Genomic DNA, 16635 nt, shown 5'->3' on the forward strand with positions numbered 1-16635 from the left:
ACGCACTGTCATTGCGGGTCCTGTCACTGTCTTTACTCTGTACGGATCCGGAGCCATCCAGTTGCAGCAATGACTCTAATTGTTTCTGAAACGAAGAAAATGGTTTATCAGTCTGGCTTAATGTGTTATTTTTATCCCTCCGTTGTCCCGCTGTCACTTCCGGCAGCGCACGAGGTAACACTTGAGCGAGATGCCATCTCCCATAGCGAGTTTCAAGGACTGCATAGGGAAGAGGTGGGGCTCCACCATGGAGCAAAACCTCTTCGTGCTGCTGTGCATCACGGCGGCCGTCGCCTCGTTCTTTGTCGTCATTCCCACTAACTACCTGCAGCACCTTCCTGTCTACATCAACGTTTGCGTCGCCGCCTTCGGAGTGTTCGTGCTGCTGCTTCTGTGTGAGGCGAGCCGGGGGCGCTACCGCACGACGGCACTCTTCTTCCTGTTCATGGTCCTCCTGAACGTGATCTGGTTTCCCAACGGCGCATCGGACGGAAGCCTCCCCCTGTACTTTTTCTGCCTGCTCATGTACCTCCCCATCTTTTTCCGGGGGCGTGCGCGGTGGCTCCCCCTGGTCCTGCTCACCTTGGACGGCATTGCCCTGATGGCTTTGGAGCTGAGGTTTCCCGAGTGGGTAACCCCCTTTCAGTCCGAGCAGGACCGTATCGCCGACAACATGGTCGGCTTTGCGGTTACCACGGTCTGTTGTGGCGTTATGCTGTGGTCACTGCTGAGAAATTACGAGAAGGAGCAAACCCGGCTGGTTACGGTGAACGAGGAGCTCCAGCGCGCCATCGTGGAGCGTGCCGCGGTGGAAGGGGCACTGCTGCAAAACCGCGAACTGCTCAACTCGGTGATCGATGGAACGACGGATGCCATCTTCGTCAAAGACATCAGCGGACGCTATCTCCTCTTCAACTCGGCGGCCTGCCGCATGACCGGGAAAACGCAGGAGCAGGTGCTGGGCAGGGATGATTTCGACGTCTTTCCTCCCGAGGTCGCGGGCACGGTGATGGCAATGGACCAGGAGGTGTTGACGGGCAACCGGGTGCAGTTGGGGGAGCGGGAAGTGGGTGGGGCCGGCGGGCGCTTTGTCGTCGAGGTGATCAAGGGGCCGCTGCACAACAAGCAGGGACAGGTGGTCGGTTTATTCGGCATCGCCCGCGACGTTACCCAGAGCCGGCGCATGGCGGAGGAACTGCGGCTGCTGAACGAAGAACTGGAGCGACGGGTGGCTGAGCGGACCGCGCGGCTGGAAGTGGCCATGAGGGAGCAGGAGGCGTTCAGCTACTCGGTCTCCCATGACCTGCGCGGGCCGCTGCGGCATATCAACAGCTACGGCTCGATACTGCTCGAGGAATTCGGCCCGGACCTGGTGCCCGAGGCGCGGGGATACCTGGAGCGGATCCGCACCTCCAGCAAGAGGATGGGAGACCTGATCGACGGCCTGCTGGAGCTTTCGCGCATCGGGCGCTCCGAGTTGAACCGGGGCACGGTGAACCTGAGCGAACTCGCCTTCGGCATCGGCTGCAAGCTGCAGGATTCCGAGCCGTCGCGACGGGTCGATTTCCTGATCCAGCCTGGTCTGCACGTCGAGGGAGACCGGCTGCTGCTGGAGTTGATGCTGGAAAATCTGGTCGGCAACGCATGGAAGTACTCCAGCGTCCGGGAGCGGGCCCGGATCGAGCTCGGCTCTTCGCTGCACGAGGAGGGCGAGGCCTTTTTCATCAAGGACAACGGCGTCGGGTTCGACATGGCGTACCGGGACAAGCTGTTCGGGGCGTTCCAGCGGTTGCACGGCGCTGAGTTCGAGGGGACCGGCATCGGGTTGGCAACGGTGAAGCGGATCGTGGAGCGGCACGGCGGATCGGTCTGGGCGCAGGGCGTGGTCGATGAGGGCGCCACCGTCTACTTCACCTTGCCGCGGGGATAGGGGGATTTGACATGGGACGTCTTTGCCGGTTGCTGCTTGTTTGCCTGGTGGCCCTCGTGCTGACTGCCGCCACCTGGCAGCGGCAGTTGCTGTACTTCCCGACCCATCACGATGGCAGCAACGGACTGGTGCCGTGGCGCGACCAGGGTGAGGTAATCGGTTTCGCCCGGACCGTCCCCAGCCCTAAGAACGTCTGGCTCATGCTGCACGGCAACGGCGGGCAGGCCAGCGACCGCGCCTATGCGCTCCCTTCGTTTGCCGCCGAAGACAGCGTCTATATCTTGGAATACCCCGGCTACGGCCAACGCCCCGGTTCCCCTTCCAAGGAGGCACTGAACCAGGCAGGCAGGCAGGGATACCTATTGCTGCGGCGCGAGTACCCGGACAAGCCGGTCTGCGTGGTGGGGGAGTCGCTCGGGAGCGGTCCCGCCTGCTCCCTGGCCACAGTACAGCCTGCGCCGGACAAGATCGTGCTGGTGACGCCGTTCGACAAGCTGCACAGGGTGGCGCAGCACCACTACTGGTTTTTGCCGGTGCGCCTGCTCCTCCCTGACGACTGGGACAACATAAAGGCACTCAAGGGGTATCAGGGGAGGGTGGAGATCTTCGGTGCCAGGGAGGATAAGGTGATTCCGGAGAAATTCGCCAAAAGCCTTGCCGAGAGCAGGCCGGGCACCGTGTTCCGGGAGATCGAAGGCGGGCACAACGACTGGGCGACGCCGGGGCGGGTGAGCATCAGGAACCCGTAACACCTGGAGGCTTTAACGCAAAGACGCAAAGGCGCTGAGGCGCAAAGATAAGCTTTGAGGGGTAAAACCTCTAGGTCTTTTCTCTGCGGCTTGGCGCCTTTGCGTCTTTGCGTTGAGTTTTTTAAAGGGGTAAACAACAGGCGCCGCCGGGATCGGCAGCGCCCTTTCTGCATCAAGCGATCCTGGTGAACTTGTCCTTGGGGACCAGGCAGACGGCGCACTTGTCGGGCGCCTCGTCGTACACAGTGTTGCCGCAGACTTCACAGACGTAGATGGGGCGGTCGGCAAGATCGACACCGTTTTGTACCGCCGCCAGGGCCTGCTGGTACAGGTCGTGATGAACCTCTTCCACCGCGAGGGCGAACTTGAAGGAGTTCTCTGCCGCGCGGTGCCCCTCCTGCCTGGCCTGCTCGAGAAACGGCGGGTACATCTTCTGAAATTCGAACCCTTCTCCCTCGATGGCCTCTTTCAGGTTGTCGACGGTGCTCTTGATCCCGTCCATGGCGCGCAGGTGCGCATGGGCATGCACCGTTTCGGCGTGTGCCGCGGCGCGGAACAGCTTGGCTACCTGCGGCAGCCCCTCCGCTTCGGCCTTCTTGGCAAAGGCAAGGTATTTACGGTTGGCTTGACTCTCTCCGGCAAACGCCTCGGCAAGATTATCCTTGGTCGACATCTCTTCCTCCTCATTATGTCAAAATGTGCAGCTTGAATATAACGGGGCATCTGTCCCAGTCAAGGCGTCGTGTACATTATATTTATCTGATATGTATACGTTTTTTCGCCGACTGGAGAGCGCCCGCCTTCTTGACATTAAGATATGCCAATGTAATCTTCGTGGGGTGTTTGGGGTGAGAGTGTCGGTAGAGCTTGCGGCGGCACCAGAGAGGTTTGCATGGCGCGAGAGATCACCACTCTTCAGGAGATGCTGGACCGGATCGGGGATTCCGCTGATGACGCGGGGCGCGTCTCCTTGGGGAAAATCGTGGAATCAATCGGAAACCGCTCCTTCGGGCCGCTGCTGCTCATGGTGGGGGTCATCGCCGCGTCGCCGTTGAGCGGTATGCCGGGGGTCCCGACCGCAACCGGGGTGCTGATCCTGCTGATTGCGGGGCAGCTCTTCTTCCGCCGGGATCACTTCTGGCTGCCGAGATGGCTGCTGCGGCGCTCGTTGGCCCGAGACAAAGTGACCAAGGCGATCAGGTGGCTGCGTCCCTTGGCGCGATTCATCGACCGGTGGCTGCGTCCACGTTTGCCGTCGCTGATCAGGGGGGGAAGTATCTACCTGATCTCTTTCATCTGTGCGTCCATAGCGATCGTGATGCCGATGATGGAGTTGGTCCCGTTCTCGGCACATGGAGCAGGCTTGGCCCTGTCGGCCTTCGGGCTGGCCCTTATCTCGCGCGACGGCCTGCTCGCGCTGATCGCATTCGTGGTGACCGCGGTAAGTTTCGGGCTGGTGATCTACCAGTTCAGCTAGATGGGCGGCTTAAGGGAGGTACTCCTCACGCACCGGGGAGAACACCTCGATGGCCACCGAATCCTCGAGTATCTCGGCATTATGCTGAGCGCCACCTGCGATGCACCAGCTGTCCCCCGGCAGTACCTCCTGTTTCTTCTCCCCAATGCTGAGCCTGATCCGGCCGCTTACCAGGTATCCGGTCTGTTCGTGCGGGTGGCTGTGCAACGGAAGCTGTGCGCCCTTCTCCAGGAGAAACTCCACCATCAGGGTTTTATCCCCGTGCACCAGTGTTTTTTGGCGGATCCCCGGCAGTACCTGTTGGTAACCTGCGTCGCTTCTCTTCTCGAACATCTTTTTCTCCTTTGCTTTCGGTTCCCCCGCCCCTTGCGGGAGGGGGGGCGTAATCGTTGTCCCGCTCACGCGCCTTCCAGTGCGCCGGTCTGGCGCAGCGCCTCGTAGAGCACGATCCCCGCCGAGGTGGAGAGGTTCAGGCTGCGCACCTTGCCGGTGATCGGGATGCGCACCGCGGTCTCCGGGTTCGCCTCGATGAGTTCCTCGGGGAGACCCTTGGTTTCCTTTCCGAAAACGATGAAGTCGCCGGGGCGAAACGCGAACTGGAGGTAGCTTTGCGGGGCCTTCTTGCTGGTGTAGATGAAGCGCCCGTCAGGGAAGGCGCGCCTGAGTGCGTCGAGATCGTCCCAGTAACGGATGTCGACTTCGCTCCAGTAATCGAGTCCGGCCCGCTTCAGGTAGCGGTCGTCGGTGGAGAAGCCGAGCTTGCCGACCAGGTGCAGGATGGTGCCGGTGGCGCCGCAAAGCCTGGCGATGTTGCCGGTGTTGGGCGGAATTTCCGGCTCCACCAGCACTATGTGAAACGGGTGTTGCGATGACATCGGTTACCTCGAAAACGGTGCTTTTGTGGAAGCAAAAAAGGGCTCAGTCATAGAAAAAAGTTCCACAGGATGAGTGGAATTTGGTCCCCGAAAACGAGCTTCCAGGATGGGTGATATTTGTAGCTCAAAGCAAAAAATAAGGCAAAGAGAAACGGCTAAAAGCCTGTAACGGCGGGGGGTTGTCTGGGGGGTAGGCTCTGTAAGCTTGCAATTTATCGACAGATAGTCTATGATGCCCCCCTCACACACCTACCGGAGGCAACTTTGGATACGCCTGACAACAGTGGTCACTTCGGCCGTTTCGGCGGCAGATACGTCTCGGAAACGCTCATGCCGGCGCTGCTCGAACTAGAGCAAGCGTACAACCATTTTCGCAACGAAAAGGGGTTCCAGGAGGAGTTCGCCTACTACCTGCGCCAGTACGTCGGCCGCCCCAACCCGCTCTATTTCGCCGAGAAACTGAGCCGGAAAATGGGGGGCGCGAAGATCTATCTGAAGCGCGAGGACCTGAACCACACCGGCGCTCACAAGGTGAACAATACCATCGGTCAGGCGCTGCTTGCCAAGCGGATGGGCAAGAACAAGGTGATCGCCGAGACCGGCGCCGGCCAGCACGGCGTGGCGACCGCGACCGTCGCGGCGCTGTTCGGCATGGAGTGCGAGGTGTTCATGGGCGAGGAGGACATCCGGCGCCAGTCCCTGAACGTGTTCCGCATGAAGCTTCTGGGCGCCAAGGTGAACCCGGTCAGTTCCGGTACCGCGACCCTGAAGGACGCCATGAACGAGGCGATGCGCCAGTGGGTGACCAACGTGGTGGACACCTTCTACATCATCGGCACCGTCGCCGGCCCCCATCCTTACCCGGTCATGGTGCGCGACTTCCAGGCCATCATCGGCCAGGAGGCGAGGGCGCAGCACCTGGAAGCCGAGGGTAGGCTCCCCGACTACCTGATCGCCGCCGTAGGCGGGGGGAGCAACGCCATCGGGCTGTTCCACCCCTTCGTCAACGACGAGTCGGTGCAGATGATCGGCGTCGAGGCCGCCGGCTACGGCATCGACAGCGGCAAGCACGCCGCACCGCTTTCCGCCGGCAGCGTCGGGGTGCTGCACGGCAACAAAACGTACCTCCTGCAGGACGAGTTCGGTCAGATCGCCCATGCCCATTCCATTTCCGCCGGATTGGACTACCCGGGCGTCGGACCTGAGCACTCGTACCTGAAGGAGATCGGTCGGGCCAGCTACGTCTCCGTCACCGATGACGAGGCGCTGGATGCGTTCCAGGTGCTGACCCGCGAGGAGGGGATCATTCCCGCACTGGAGTCTTCCCACGCAGTCGCCCATGCACTGCGTCTGGCTCCGACACTTTCCACCAATGAGAGCATCGTCGTCTGTCTGTCGGGCAGGGGCGATAAGGACATCCATACCGTGGCTGATGTTATGGGGGTGCAGCTTTAATATAGAAAATTCGAGGCTTTAGTGGGGGAGGTCCGCTGGGCGGGGCTCCCTTTTTATTCGGCAGGATTGTATAAATCTAATGTGTGGCTTGCAATGTCCGTCGGATTTGATTACACTAATAACCTCAGATTGGCGACGAGTCAATGTGATTCTAATGAAAGGAGATGATTGGCGCGGGCTTCACTACCGACATTTAGTATCTCTACCTAAAGCCGGCAAAAGCCATTCAACAGCGATTTATGAAACGAAAAATTGTAGTGCTGGTCGCGGTGCTCATGATGACGGCATCGTGCGACCAGTCCCACCTGCAGCAGGCGCAGGTCCCGGTGACTCCCTCGGTGTCGGAGTCGGACCGGGCGCTGCTCACCTGGGCGGAGGGGAGCGAGAAGCAGGGTGAGAAATCTCCCGCCTCGGCCCCCGCCATGCAGATGGATCTGCCCAAGGCGGCAGAACTGGACGGGAGGAAGAAACTGGTTCCCGCCATTTACGCCACGTTCGCCCGCAGGACCACACCGGCCCGGGCCAAGTGGCTCGCCGAGATCTGCTACGAAAAAACGGAGGGAACGAAATTCACACCGCTGGACCTGGCTGAGATAGCTCTGGCGGAAACAGGCGGACACAAGCTCTCATCGAGAGCGGTATCCCCCAAGGGTGCCCTGGGGGTCTGGCAGTTGATGCCGGAGCGGGCGGAAAGCCACGGCTACACGCCGCAGGACATGTGGGACGACGAGAAGTGCGCGGAAGCGGCCGTGAAGGAGCTGTACGAGAAGCTGGACATGGCCAAGGGCAATATGGGCCGCGCCAAGAGGCTCTACTGCGGTACCGGGCCGGCGGCGAGGGCCTACGACAAGATCCGCAAGCGCTTCAGGACGGAGATACTGCGGGAGGTGCAAAGGGGCATGCTGATGCAGCAGGTGGCAGTCAACGGATAGTCCTTTTGCTGTTTGAGGTTTGGTTGTGCTATAGTGGGCGGGTTCTTTCGGGGACCCGCCCGCTTTGTTTATGGGCTACCGTCTTTTCAGGAGTCTGGTTGTGAGAAAAATCGTTGCCCTTTTGTTAGTCGTCGTTCTTCTCTCCGGGTGCAGCAAGCTGGTCAGCGCGCCGCAGGTTACCGTTCAGGACCTGAGCGTGGTTTCGGTCGACCCGACCGGCGCCGGCATGGAACTCTACCTGCGGGTGCTCAACACCAACAGCTTCGACGTCAAGTTGCAGGGATACAGCTATGACATCAAGATCATGGCGCTGCCGCTGGCCAAGGGGGGGGCGCGCGAAGAGATCAATTTCCCCGCCCACGAGGAGACCGACGTCCGCATTCCGGTCCGCATCACCTATGCCGACCTGCTGGAGATCCTCAAGCGCAAGCCGGATCCGGACCGGATCCCGTACCAGGTGGCGGCGGGGCTGGACCTGGAGACCCCGGTGGGACAGATGACCGTTCCGGTCAAAAAGAACGGCACCTACGCCATCCCCAAGAAGTACCGTCCGGCAGCCATCTTCGGTAAGATCGCCGACTTCCTCAAATTCTAAACGTACGTAAGGCATGAGCTTCCGCCGCAGGACAGGGGAGCTGCAGTCCACGCTCCTCCCCCCGGAGGGGGGAGGCTGGGAGGGGGGCGCGGGCAGAGGCGAAATCCCCCTCCCTGTCCCTCCCCCTCCGGGGGCGGGGACGCACTGTCCGCAGGGTGCCGGAGCATCATCGCTGATCGTTGGAGATTTTATGAACGTTGTTGATATCACGGGTCTTTCCAAGAGTTTCGGCCCCCGTGTCCTGATGGACGGCGTCACCTTCGCCGTGGGGGAGGACGAGAGGGTAGGGTTGATCGGCGCCAACGGTGCCGGCAAGTCGACCTTGCTCACCATCCTCGCCGGCGTCGAGGACCGTGACGGCGGTTCCATCGCCATGAAGCGCGGCGCCTCGGTCGGCTACCTGAGCCAGGAGCCGGTGCTGGACGACAGCGCCACCGTCGCCGCCGAGATCGAGAGCGGCCTCACCGCCATCCGCGCCGCCATGGCGAGCTTCAACGAGCTTTCCGAGAAGATGGCGGGGAACCCGCCCGACATGGACCGGCTGCTCGCCCGACAGGGGGAACTCTCGGTCTGGATCGAGCACCACGGTGGCTGGAACACCGACCACCGCGTGTTGGAGATGATGACCCACCTGCAGCTTCCCGACCCGCACCAGGTGATCGGCACGTTGTCCGGCGGCACCAAGCGGCGCGTGGCCCTGGCGAAGCTCCTGTTGCAGGCGCCCGAGCTGCTGCTTTTGGACGAGCCGACCAACCACCTGGACGCGGACACCACCCAGTGGCTGCAGGAGCACCTGAAGGCGTATCCGGGCGCGGTCATGCTGATCACCCACGATCGCTACTTCCTGGACCAGGTGGTGACCCGGATGCTGGAGCTGGAACGCGGTGCCCTCATCTCCTACCAGGGGGGCTACTCCACCTACCTCACCCTGCGCGAAGAACGACTCATGGGGGAGGCGAGTCGCCGCTCGCGCCTTTTGAACCTGTTGCGCATCGAGACCGACTGGATCCGGCGCGGACCGCCGGCGCGCTCCACCAAGCAGAAGGCGCGCATCGACCGCTACCACGCGCTGGAAGAGAGCCTTTCCGGCCCCGCCCGCCGCGACCTCAAAATCGGGTTCAATACCGAAGAGGGGCTGGGCGGGACCATCCTGGAGATGGACGGTGTCGTCAAGGGGTACGGCGAAAGGAAGCTGGTGAACGGTCTCAGCTTCGGCATGAAGCGCGGCGACCGCATCGGCGTGATCGGCCCCAACGGCTGCGGCAAGACCACCCTGATCCGGATGATCATGGGGGAGGAGGAGCCTGACCAGGGAAAGGTCGTGGTGGGCAAGAAGACCAAGATCTCCTACTTCGACCAGCTGCGCGAGGTGCTCGACCCCAACGAGACCATCTACGACTTCTTCGGCGAGGGGGACTACGTGACCACCGCCACCGGCGAGAAGCGGCACAAGATCGGCTACCTGGAGGACTTCCTGTTCTCGGGCGAGGACCGCAGGCGGCCGGTGGGGAGCCTCTCCGGCGGCGAGAAGAGCCGGCTTATACTGGCGCGACTCATGCTGCAGGATGCCAACCTGCTGGTGCTGGACGAGCCGACCAACGACCTGGACATCCCGACCCTGCAGCTTTTGGACGCCTCCATCTCCGCCTTTCCCGGCTGCGTGCTCATGGTGACCCACGACCGCTTCTTCCTGGACAAGGTGGCCACCGGCGTCTTGGCCTTCGAGGGTGACGGCGAAGTGGTCTTCTACGAGGGGAACTACACCAACTACCGCGAGCGCAAGGAGGCGGCCCGCGTGGCGGCCTCCGCGCAACGGGTCGAGAAGAAGGAGGCCCAGGCGGCCAAGGCGGAGAAGCCGAAGAAGGGGCTCACCTACGCCGAGCGGATCGAGCTGGAAAAGCTGGAGGGGAGCATCGAGGTGCTGGAGCAGGAGTTCGCCCGGGTGCAGGAGCTTTTGGGGGATCCATCCCGCTACGACACGGTGGCGGGGGGCATTGCCGCCATCACCGCCGACTATGGCAGGCTCGAAACGGAGCTGGCCACGGCCTACGGGCGTTGGGAGGAGTTGGAGACCAAGAAGGGCGGCTGACGGTGGACAGCTGATAATCTGCCGACGTTTGTATCAAAAAAGGCTTCTGCGGGCACGTCCCTGCAGAAGCCTTTTTCTATGGTGCAAGCATCCTTTCCGGAAGGTCCCCTCTCCCTCCGGGAGAGGGTGCCCGAAGGGCGGGTGAGGGCTCTGCAGGCTGCCGTCATGTTGCCTTTGGCAAACTCCCTTACCCTGAAAGGCAAGGGGGACCGGCACCTGGCGGAGCCAGTCCCCTAATTCCCTTTGAAGATTTCCTTGGCCAGCCTGAGGCTCACCTTCCGCTTGGTGGCGATGGCGGTGCGGTTGATGGTCTCCAGCGCGTACACCAGCGACGGGATGTCACGCCTCACCTTCAGGAGCATCTCGTCGATGACCTCGTCGGGCAGGGTCATCTGCCGGTCTTCGGCGAGCTTCTTGAGGATCATGCGCCGGGACTCGTCGTCGGAGACGTCCATGCGCGCCACCAGCCCCCACAACAGCCTACTGGTCAGGTGCCCGTCCAGGTGCGGCAGCTCCTTGGGGGGCGTGAGGCCGGAGATGGCGATCTTTTTCCCCGCACTGTAAAAGGCGTTGAACAGCTCCCAAAGCTCGACCCGCAACTCCTGGCGGTCCGGCAAGAGGTTCAGATCGTCGAGGATGAGCGCCTTGGCCCCGGCGAAGTGCTCGGCCAGACGCGAGGGACCTTCGCTGGAGTAGCTTTTACCGTACAGGGCGTCGGCGTCGCGGAAGGAAAAGTACCTGCCGTCGATGGCGCTGGATAGGGCGGTCAAGAGGTGGGTCTTGCCCGACCCTTCGGGGCCGTAGATGTAGAGGAGGTTCTCGGCGTCGCTGCCGCCGGCGAGCCTCTGGGCGAACTGGTAGGCGGTCTTGTTGCCGCTACAGACCACGAAGTTCTCGAAGCAAAAGCGGGGGACGACCGGGAAGTCGAAGATCATCTGCATTCTAGAACAACCTTCCCTGCGGCGGCTCCGGCGCGATCCTGCCGAAATGGCTGTAGGCCGCGGCGGTGGCGACGCGCCCCCTGGGGGTACGGTTCAGGAAACCGTTCTGGATCAGGAAGGGCTCGTAGACGTCCTCGATGGTGTCGCTCTCCTCGCTGATGGCAGCCGCGATGGTGTCCAGCCCTACCGGTCCCCCCCCGAACTTGTCGATGATGGTCAGGAGGATGGCGCGGTCCATGGTGTCGAAGCCCATGTCGTCGATCTCCAAGAGCGCCAGCGCCTGGTCCGCCACCTCGCGGGTGATCACGCCGTCGGCACGTACCTGGGCGAAGTCGCGCACGCGGCGCAGCAGGCGGTTGGCGATCCTCGGTGTGCCGCGGCTTCTGCGCGCGAGTTCCAGGGCGCCGTCGGGCGCGATGTCCATCCCGAAGATGCGTGCGGAACGGGTGATGATGAAGGCAAGTTCGTCGTGGGTGTAGAACTCCAGCCGCGAGATGACGCCGAAGCGGTCCCGAAGCGGCGAGGAGAGCAGGCCGGCCCGGGTGGTTGCGCCGACCAGGGTGAACTTGGGGAGGTCGAGCTTGATGGTGCGCGCACTCGGCCCCTGCCCGATGATGATGTCGAGCTGGAAGTCCTCCATGGCGGGGTAGAGGATCTCCTCGACCACGTGGGAGAGACGGTGGATCTCGTCGATGAAGAGGACGTCGTGCGGCTCGAGGTTGGTGAGGATGGCGGCCAGGTCGCCCGGGCGCTCGATCACCGGGCCCGAGGTGGACTTGATGTTCACCCCCATCTCGCAGGCGATGATGTTGGCCAGGGTGGTCTTGCCCAGCCCCGGGGGGCCGTACAGCAGCACGTGGTCCAGGGCCTCGCCCCTGCCGCGTGCAGCGTCGATAAAGAGGCCGAGGTTCCCCTTGGCTTTCTCCTGTCCCACGTAGTCCGCCAGTGCCCGGGGGCGCAGCGATGCTTCAAGGAGGTCGTCTTCGGATCTCTCGGCGCTGATAAAGCGGGTCATACCTCTCCTTGCCGGCGGCTTGTGCCGCCTGAATGCAGGGAGCCAAATTATAACAGTTGAAGGTAAAGGTCAAGGGGCATGCCCGGCCGGCGGGGTCGACTGCATCAGCTCGTGCGTCTTGGCGAGGAACACCTTGGCGGAGAAGGGTTTTGCGAGGAAGGGGGCATCCCACTTGAGTATGTCCTGCAACGAGGCGGATTTCGCGGGATAGCCCGAGATGAACATTACCTTGAGCTGGGGCTGACTCTCCCGGATCGCCTGGTACAGTTCCGGGCCGCTCATCCCCGGCATCACCACGTCGGATATCATCAGGTCGTAGGTCGTTGTGGCACACGCCTGCATCGCCTCGGGGGCGCTCCCCACGCTGGTGACGCTGAAGCCGTTATCCTGCAGGGCGCTTTCCAGGAAGTCGCGCACCGCCACTTCGTCCTCGACCACCAGGACTTTCCCGGATCCGCGCGGAATGGGCCCCGCTTCCGGTGCCACCTGGGCAGCCTCGCTCCTCTCGATGCGGGGCAGGTAGATACGGAAGGTGGTGCCCTTGCCGGGTTCGCTGTACACCGAGATGCTCCCCTGGTGCTGCTTCACCACGCCGTGAACCGTTGAGAGGCCGAGGCCGGTCCCCTCCCCGGGCCCCTTGGTGGTGAAGAAGGGCTCGAAGATCCGGGACCTGGTTTCCTCGTCCATGCCGGCCCCGGTGTCGCTCACCGAGACCACAGCATATTTCCCCGGCGCCATCCCCTCCTCCAGCCAGCGGTCGGACCGCTGCAGCACCACCGCGGTGGTCTCGATGGTGATGGACCCTCCAGGCGCCATGGCATCGCGCGCGTTGACCGCGAGATTCAAAAGAACCTGCTGCAACTGTGCAGCATCAGCCCTGATGCACAACTCCTCCGGAGCCAGGTTCACCTGGAACTTGATGTCCTCGCTGATCAGGCGACGCAGCATCTTGGACTGTGACAGCACCTCGTCGTTCAGGTTCAGTTCCTTCATGGTCATGACCTGCTTTCGGCTGAAGGCGAGGATCTGGCGGGTGAGGTCGGCGGCCCTGGTGGCGGCGTCGAGGACGCCGTGGATCGCCTTGGCTCCCTTGGTCTGGGGGGGGACGTCGTAGAGCGCTATTTCGGCCCCGCCGATGATGGCGGTGAGCAGGTTGTTGAAGTCGTGCGCTATCCCTCCCGCCAGCACCCCGATCCCCTCCAGCTTCTGGGCCTGGAGCAGCTGTCTCTCCAGCATGTTGCGCTGGGAGATGTCGAGAAAGGTTACCACGCAGCCGACCAGCTCCTCGTCACGCAGGATCGGGTGCGACCAGTACTCTACCGGGATGGCGGTGCCGTCCTTCTTACGGAAATGATCGTTGACGTTATGGTTGCCGTGGCCGGCGGCGAGCGTCTGGCAGATGGGGCATTCGCTTTCCTCGAGGACGGTCCCATCAGAGGCGGTATGTCCGAGGAACCTGTGCATCCGGTTGCCCACGATCTGCTCCGGCGTGTCGTACCCCAGCACCGTGGCACAGGCAGGGTTGCAGAAGGAGCAGGTCCCGTCGCGATCGATGGCGAAGATCGCCTCCGCCGTGGAATTGAAAAGCAGCCGGATATGTTCTTCCCGTTCGGCCAGAGCCTCGCGCACCCTGATCTGGTCTTCCAGGGCCTGCTGCAGCTGGGCAGTGCGCTTGGTGACGGTTTCCTCCAGTTCGTGCTTGAAGATGAGCGTGGTGGAAAACCGTTCGGCCATGTCGTTGAAGGCGGCACCAATTTCCGCGATCTCCCGGTGTGGATCCGGATGGACGCGGCTGGAGAAATCCCCCGAGGTGATGGTGCGGATCCCGTCAAGCAGCGGGTTGATGGAGCGGTTGAGCAGCCTGCGTACGATGGCGAGGCCAAGGGACAGTGCGATCACAGATCCCAGTACCACCGCCATTGCGGTTCTGATAATCAGTGCTCGCTCCGTTTTGGTGATTGGGTCCAGGTCGACACCTACTGCGACCACGGCGATCTGATTCCCGCCGGCGAGGGAGGTTATGGTTCCGAAGGTCATCTCGCTTCGGGCGACGCTCTCCTTGGACTGGGCGCGCACGGGGAAGTCGTATTCCTTCACGCCTCCGGTGACCTCTTTCATCCAACGTGCAGCCAACACCTCCCCGTCCAGGGACTTCACCATGACGAAGGCAACTTCCGGGTCAGCGGTGGCCGCTTCAAGGATGTGCCCGACGTGCCCGAGCTCGCCCTTTTGCAGTGGGGCATAGACCTCGCTGGTCACCTGGCGTCCAACCATCTCCACCCGGTGCTCCAGGTCGCTGCGGAGGGTTGCCCTTTGCTGCGAGATGAAGAAAAAGCCGATGGTGCTGCCCATGGCCAGGATGACTACCAGGAGGATGAGGTTGATGGAGATGTTGAGACTCAGGCGCATGAAGACTCCTGGTGCCCTCTTGCGGGAGGGGGGGGGACCCGGTGCCGGTGAGGGAAAGCGCGCGCCATGTCGCCTCAGCGTTCCCGGAAGGATACGGTATAGGCGAAGGTGTCAGGCCGGCAGTAGTCGAGGCTCTTGCCATCCACCTCTGCGTAGGGGTACATGAAGTAATTGACCTTTTCCTTGTTCCCCTCGCTGAAGGCGATGCCGCGTCCGCCTTTTTGCAGCACGATGCGGAACTCGTCGACCGCTCCGAAGTAGTACTCCCGGTACGGCTTCGCCATAGCCGGGGTGAGATTCTTCTCCAGGACCGCCTTGGTGACATCGGCCGGGTCCACCGGCACCCACCCGGTCCCGGGGAGGTAGAATTCGGCCCAGCAGTGGTGGCCGTTGGATATGTCGGTCTGGCCGGGGCGCCCCAGTCTCAGGCCGAAGACCTCCCGGGCCGGAACACCGGCGGCGCGGGCCAGCGCCACGAACAGGGTGCTGATGTCGGCGCACTTGCCGCTGCGCGCCGCCAGGGTGGCCTGCACGTTGCCGACCCCGCAGCCGGGCACCTTCGGGTCGCGCTTGGTGTTGTCGACCACCCAGTCGTAGACCGCGCGCGCCTTCTTGAGGATCCCTTTCTTGCCGGCGGTGATCTGGTGCGACAGTGCCTTCACCTTCTTTTCGTCCGAGGGAATCCAGAACTCCGCTTTCACGTACTTCACGACTTCAGGCGGAATAGGGGCTGGCTGCTCCACCAGTTTGGTTACCTTGCGCTCCTGCGCCGTGGCGTCGAAGGTGACGGTCAAGTGGCGATTTTTCTGCGCCCCGCGCCATTGGGTGTACAGGTAGAGCGCCCCGCTTTGCGGTTCACGCGACAGCGTGAAGGTTGAATAGTTGCCGTCGAAATGGAGGTTTTCGATCTTCTGGTTCAGGTCCGAGGTGGGGTAGGGGAACCACATCTTGACGTCCTGAACCTGCTGGGGTGAGTTTATGTTTATGTTAAAAGTGACCGAGCCTTTTCTCTCTTTGGGGGACGCGCAAAATGCTGTTAAAGGAACTGTGAATACCGTCAAGAAAACAACCGACGCCATCAACGTTGCGCGCATAGTTTCTCCTCTTCGGGATCAGGTCTTGCCAGATATTGTATGTGACTTGGAAATTATATCCCATTGAGTATCAGGTTCAATGACGCTGCTGGGATTAACTGGGGGGAGAAGAAGGTGAAATTGCAGGTTGGAAAATAGGAAAGCGTTGTGAAGAGAGCAGCTGATGAGGAGAGAAAAACTGCTAGTGCCGGAGCATTTTCATGCTCCGGCGTATTGTTACTTCATCAATTTCTTCAGTGCCTGCTTAAGAAGTGTCTCTACGGTAGCATCTTCGGGAAATTTCAGCTCTGCCAATGCTTTTTGTACTATGTTCTCTTTGTAGCCAAGGTTGATCAACGCCGAGAGGACGTCTTCGCGGATCTCGGGCTTCGCCGGTGCGGCTGCGGTCCCGGGTGCCGCGGCCGTCATGCCAAGCTTTTTCATCTTTTCCTTGAGTTCCAGCACCAGTCGTTCGGCGGTTTTTTTGCCGATGCCCGGTATGGCGGAAAGCCTCGCTATGTTGCCACTGACCAGCGACTCGGAGAGCTCGGACGGCTCGCTGTTGGAGAGGATGCTGTTGGCGAGTTTCGGTCCTACCCCTGAGACCCCGATCAGCAACTGGAACAGTTCCTTTTCCTGCTGGGTGCGGAAGCCGTACAGGTTGATGGCGTCCTCCTTCACGGAGGTGTGCACCTGCAGCGTAGTCGTGCTCCCTTCGGCGGGGAGCGCGTAGTAGGTGGAGAAGGGGATGAAGACCTGGTAGCCCACGCCGTTCACGTCCAGGATGACGTAGTCGGGGGCCTTGTGCGCGATCTTGCCGGTGAGAAGGGCGATCATTTAAACCTCGATGGAGAACTTTATAGCATCCCCTCTCCCTTTGGGAGAGGGTTAGGGTGAGGACGCGGGGACTAGCGATGAAAAACCTGACTAGCGATGATCTTCCGCCAGGATGTCCATCCCCCTCTCCCTACGGGAGAGGGCTGGGGTGAGGGCGCTGCAATAGGCAATGATGCCGCTTCGTGGCACCTCCCTCACCCGCCCTTCGGGCACCCTCTCCCGGAGGGAGAGGGCATTAGCGGAAGATTGTCGCTAATT

At 61.8% G+C, this 16635-nt stretch carries 15 protein-coding genes; 7 read left to right on the top strand and 8 right to left on the bottom strand.

Annotation, left to right across the window (positions count from 1 at the left end; all coding sequences use genetic code 11):
• Positions 1–190: 190 nt before the first annotated feature.
• Both JFN91_RS09295 and JFN91_RS09300 read left to right on the top strand, forming a co-directional pair.
• Positions 191–1930 (top strand): sensor histidine kinase, encoded by a 1740-nt coding sequence (locus JFN91_RS09295; protein ID WP_236015082.1) that lies wholly within the window; start codon positions 191–193, stop codon positions 1928–1930.
• An 11-nt stretch (positions 1931–1941) separates the two neighbouring features.
• Complete coding sequence (locus JFN91_RS09300) at positions 1942–2679, top strand: alpha/beta hydrolase (protein ID WP_199388940.1); 738 nt, start codon at positions 1942–1944, stop codon at positions 2677–2679.
• 172 nt (positions 2680–2851) lie between these two features.
• On the opposite strand, the gene JFN91_RS09305 is transcribed toward JFN91_RS09300, so the two are convergent.
• Positions 2852–3352: a rubrerythrin family protein gene (locus JFN91_RS09305; protein ID WP_199388941.1), complete on the bottom strand. Its 501-nt coding sequence runs from the start codon at positions 3350–3352 to the stop codon at positions 2852–2854.
• A 249-nt stretch (positions 3353–3601) separates the two neighbouring features.
• On the opposite strand from JFN91_RS09305, the gene JFN91_RS09310 reads away from it, so the two are divergent.
• The gene (locus JFN91_RS09310) at positions 3602–4156 is read left to right on the top strand and encodes an exopolysaccharide biosynthesis protein (protein ID WP_236015083.1); all 555 of its coding nucleotides are present in this window, start codon (positions 3602–3604) and stop codon (positions 4154–4156) included.
• A gap of 9 nt (positions 4157–4165) precedes the next feature.
• Here the strand turns inward: JFN91_RS09310 and JFN91_RS09315 are convergent, their stop codons facing one another.
• A complete protein-coding gene (locus JFN91_RS09315) occupies positions 4166–4489 on the bottom strand; it encodes a cupin domain-containing protein (protein WP_199388943.1) in 324 nt (107 codons plus the stop codon).
• Between the two features lie 65 nt (positions 4490–4554).
• Positions 4555–5031: a tRNA (cytidine(34)-2'-O)-methyltransferase gene (locus JFN91_RS09320; RefSeq protein ID WP_199388944.1), complete on the bottom strand. Its 477-nt coding sequence runs from the start codon at positions 5029–5031 to the stop codon at positions 4555–4557.
• A gap of 264 nt (positions 5032–5295) precedes the next feature.
• On the opposite strand from JFN91_RS09320, the gene trpB reads away from it, so the two are divergent.
• From trpB to JFN91_RS09340, 4 genes are all read left to right on the top strand, one after another.
• The gene (gene trpB / locus JFN91_RS09325) at positions 5296–6486 is read left to right on the top strand and encodes a tryptophan synthase subunit beta (protein WP_199388945.1); all 1191 of its coding nucleotides are present in this window, start codon (positions 5296–5298) and stop codon (positions 6484–6486) included.
• Positions 6487–6725: 239 nt separating this feature from the next.
• A complete protein-coding gene (locus JFN91_RS09330; protein ID WP_199388946.1) occupies positions 6726–7418 on the top strand; it encodes a transglycosylase SLT domain-containing protein in 693 nt (230 codons plus the stop codon).
• A gap of 100 nt (positions 7419–7518) precedes the next feature.
• Entirely contained in the window at positions 7519–8013 is a 495-nt protein-coding gene (locus JFN91_RS09335) for an LEA type 2 family protein (protein WP_199388947.1), read from the top strand.
• 190 nt (positions 8014–8203) lie between these two features.
• Positions 8204–10102, top strand: coding sequence for an ABC-F family ATP-binding cassette domain-containing protein (locus JFN91_RS09340; protein WP_199388948.1), 1899 nt, complete (start codon positions 8204–8206; stop codon positions 10100–10102).
• Positions 10103–10335: 233 nt separating this feature from the next.
• Here the strand turns inward: JFN91_RS09340 and JFN91_RS09345 are convergent, their stop codons facing one another.
• The 5 genes from JFN91_RS09345 to ruvA form a co-directional block, all read right to left on the bottom strand.
• Positions 10336–11043, bottom strand: coding sequence for a DnaA/Hda family protein (locus tag JFN91_RS09345; protein ID WP_199388949.1), 708 nt, complete (start codon positions 11041–11043; stop codon positions 10336–10338).
• Between the two features lies 1 nt (position 11044).
• Complete coding sequence (gene ruvB, locus JFN91_RS09350) at positions 11045–12058, bottom strand: Holliday junction branch migration DNA helicase RuvB (RefSeq protein ID WP_199388950.1); 1014 nt, start codon at positions 12056–12058, stop codon at positions 11045–11047.
• Positions 12059–12127: 69 nt separating this feature from the next.
• Positions 12128–14467 carry a hybrid sensor histidine kinase/response regulator gene (locus tag JFN91_RS09355; protein WP_199388951.1) on the bottom strand — a complete coding sequence of 780 codons (2340 nt, stop codon included), beginning with the start codon at positions 14465–14467 and terminating at the stop codon, positions 12128–12130.
• A gap of 74 nt (positions 14468–14541) precedes the next feature.
• A complete protein-coding gene (locus JFN91_RS09360; RefSeq protein WP_199388952.1) occupies positions 14542–15414 on the bottom strand; it encodes a transglutaminase-like domain-containing protein in 873 nt (290 codons plus the stop codon).
• 363 nt (positions 15415–15777) lie between these two features.
• Entirely contained in the window at positions 15778–16377 is a 600-nt protein-coding gene (ruvA, locus tag JFN91_RS09365) for a Holliday junction branch migration protein RuvA (RefSeq protein ID WP_199388953.1), read from the bottom strand.
• Positions 16378–16635 lie beyond the last annotated feature (258 nt).

The organism is Geomonas anaerohicana (assembly GCF_016458305.1).
Taxonomy (GTDB): Bacteria; Desulfobacterota; Desulfuromonadia; order Geobacterales; family Geobacteraceae; genus Geomonas; species Geomonas anaerohicana.

Bases quoted from the DNA above. Each gene is read 5' to 3' on its own strand.
- JFN91_RS09295 (WP_236015082.1), top strand. From the start codon at position 191: ATGCCATCTCCCATAGCGAGTTTCAAGGACTGCATAGGGAAGAGGTGG.
- JFN91_RS09300 (WP_199388940.1), top strand. From the start codon at position 1,942: ATGGGACGTCTTTGCCGGTTGCTGCTTGTTTGCCTGGTGGCCCTCGTG.
- JFN91_RS09305 (WP_199388941.1), bottom strand. From the start codon at position 3,352: ATGTCGACCAAGGATAATCTTGCCGAGGCGTTTGCCGGAGAGAGTCAA.
- JFN91_RS09310 (WP_236015083.1), top strand. From the start codon at position 3,602: ATGCTGGACCGGATCGGGGATTCCGCTGATGACGCGGGGCGCGTCTCC.
- JFN91_RS09315 (WP_199388943.1), bottom strand. From the start codon at position 4,489: ATGTTCGAGAAGAGAAGCGACGCAGGTTACCAACAGGTACTGCCGGGG.
- JFN91_RS09320 (WP_199388944.1), bottom strand. From the start codon at position 5,031: ATGTCATCGCAACACCCGTTTCACATAGTGCTGGTGGAGCCGGAAATT.
- JFN91_RS09330 (WP_199388946.1), top strand. From the start codon at position 6,726: ATGAAACGAAAAATTGTAGTGCTGGTCGCGGTGCTCATGATGACGGCA.
- JFN91_RS09340 (WP_199388948.1), top strand. From the start codon at position 8,204: ATGAACGTTGTTGATATCACGGGTCTTTCCAAGAGTTTCGGCCCCCGT.
- JFN91_RS09345 (WP_199388949.1), bottom strand. From the start codon at position 11,043: ATGCAGATGATCTTCGACTTCCCGGTCGTCCCCCGCTTTTGCTTCGAG.
- ruvB (WP_199388950.1), bottom strand. From the start codon at position 12,058: ATGACCCGCTTTATCAGCGCCGAGAGATCCGAAGACGACCTCCTTGAA.
- JFN91_RS09355 (WP_199388951.1), bottom strand. From the start codon at position 14,467: ATGCGCCTGAGTCTCAACATCTCCATCAACCTCATCCTCCTGGTAGTC.
- JFN91_RS09360 (WP_199388952.1), bottom strand. From the start codon at position 15,414: ATGTGGTTCCCCTACCCCACCTCGGACCTGAACCAGAAGATCGAAAAC.
- ruvA (WP_199388953.1), bottom strand. From the start codon at position 16,377: ATGATCGCCCTTCTCACCGGCAAGATCGCGCACAAGGCCCCCGACTAC.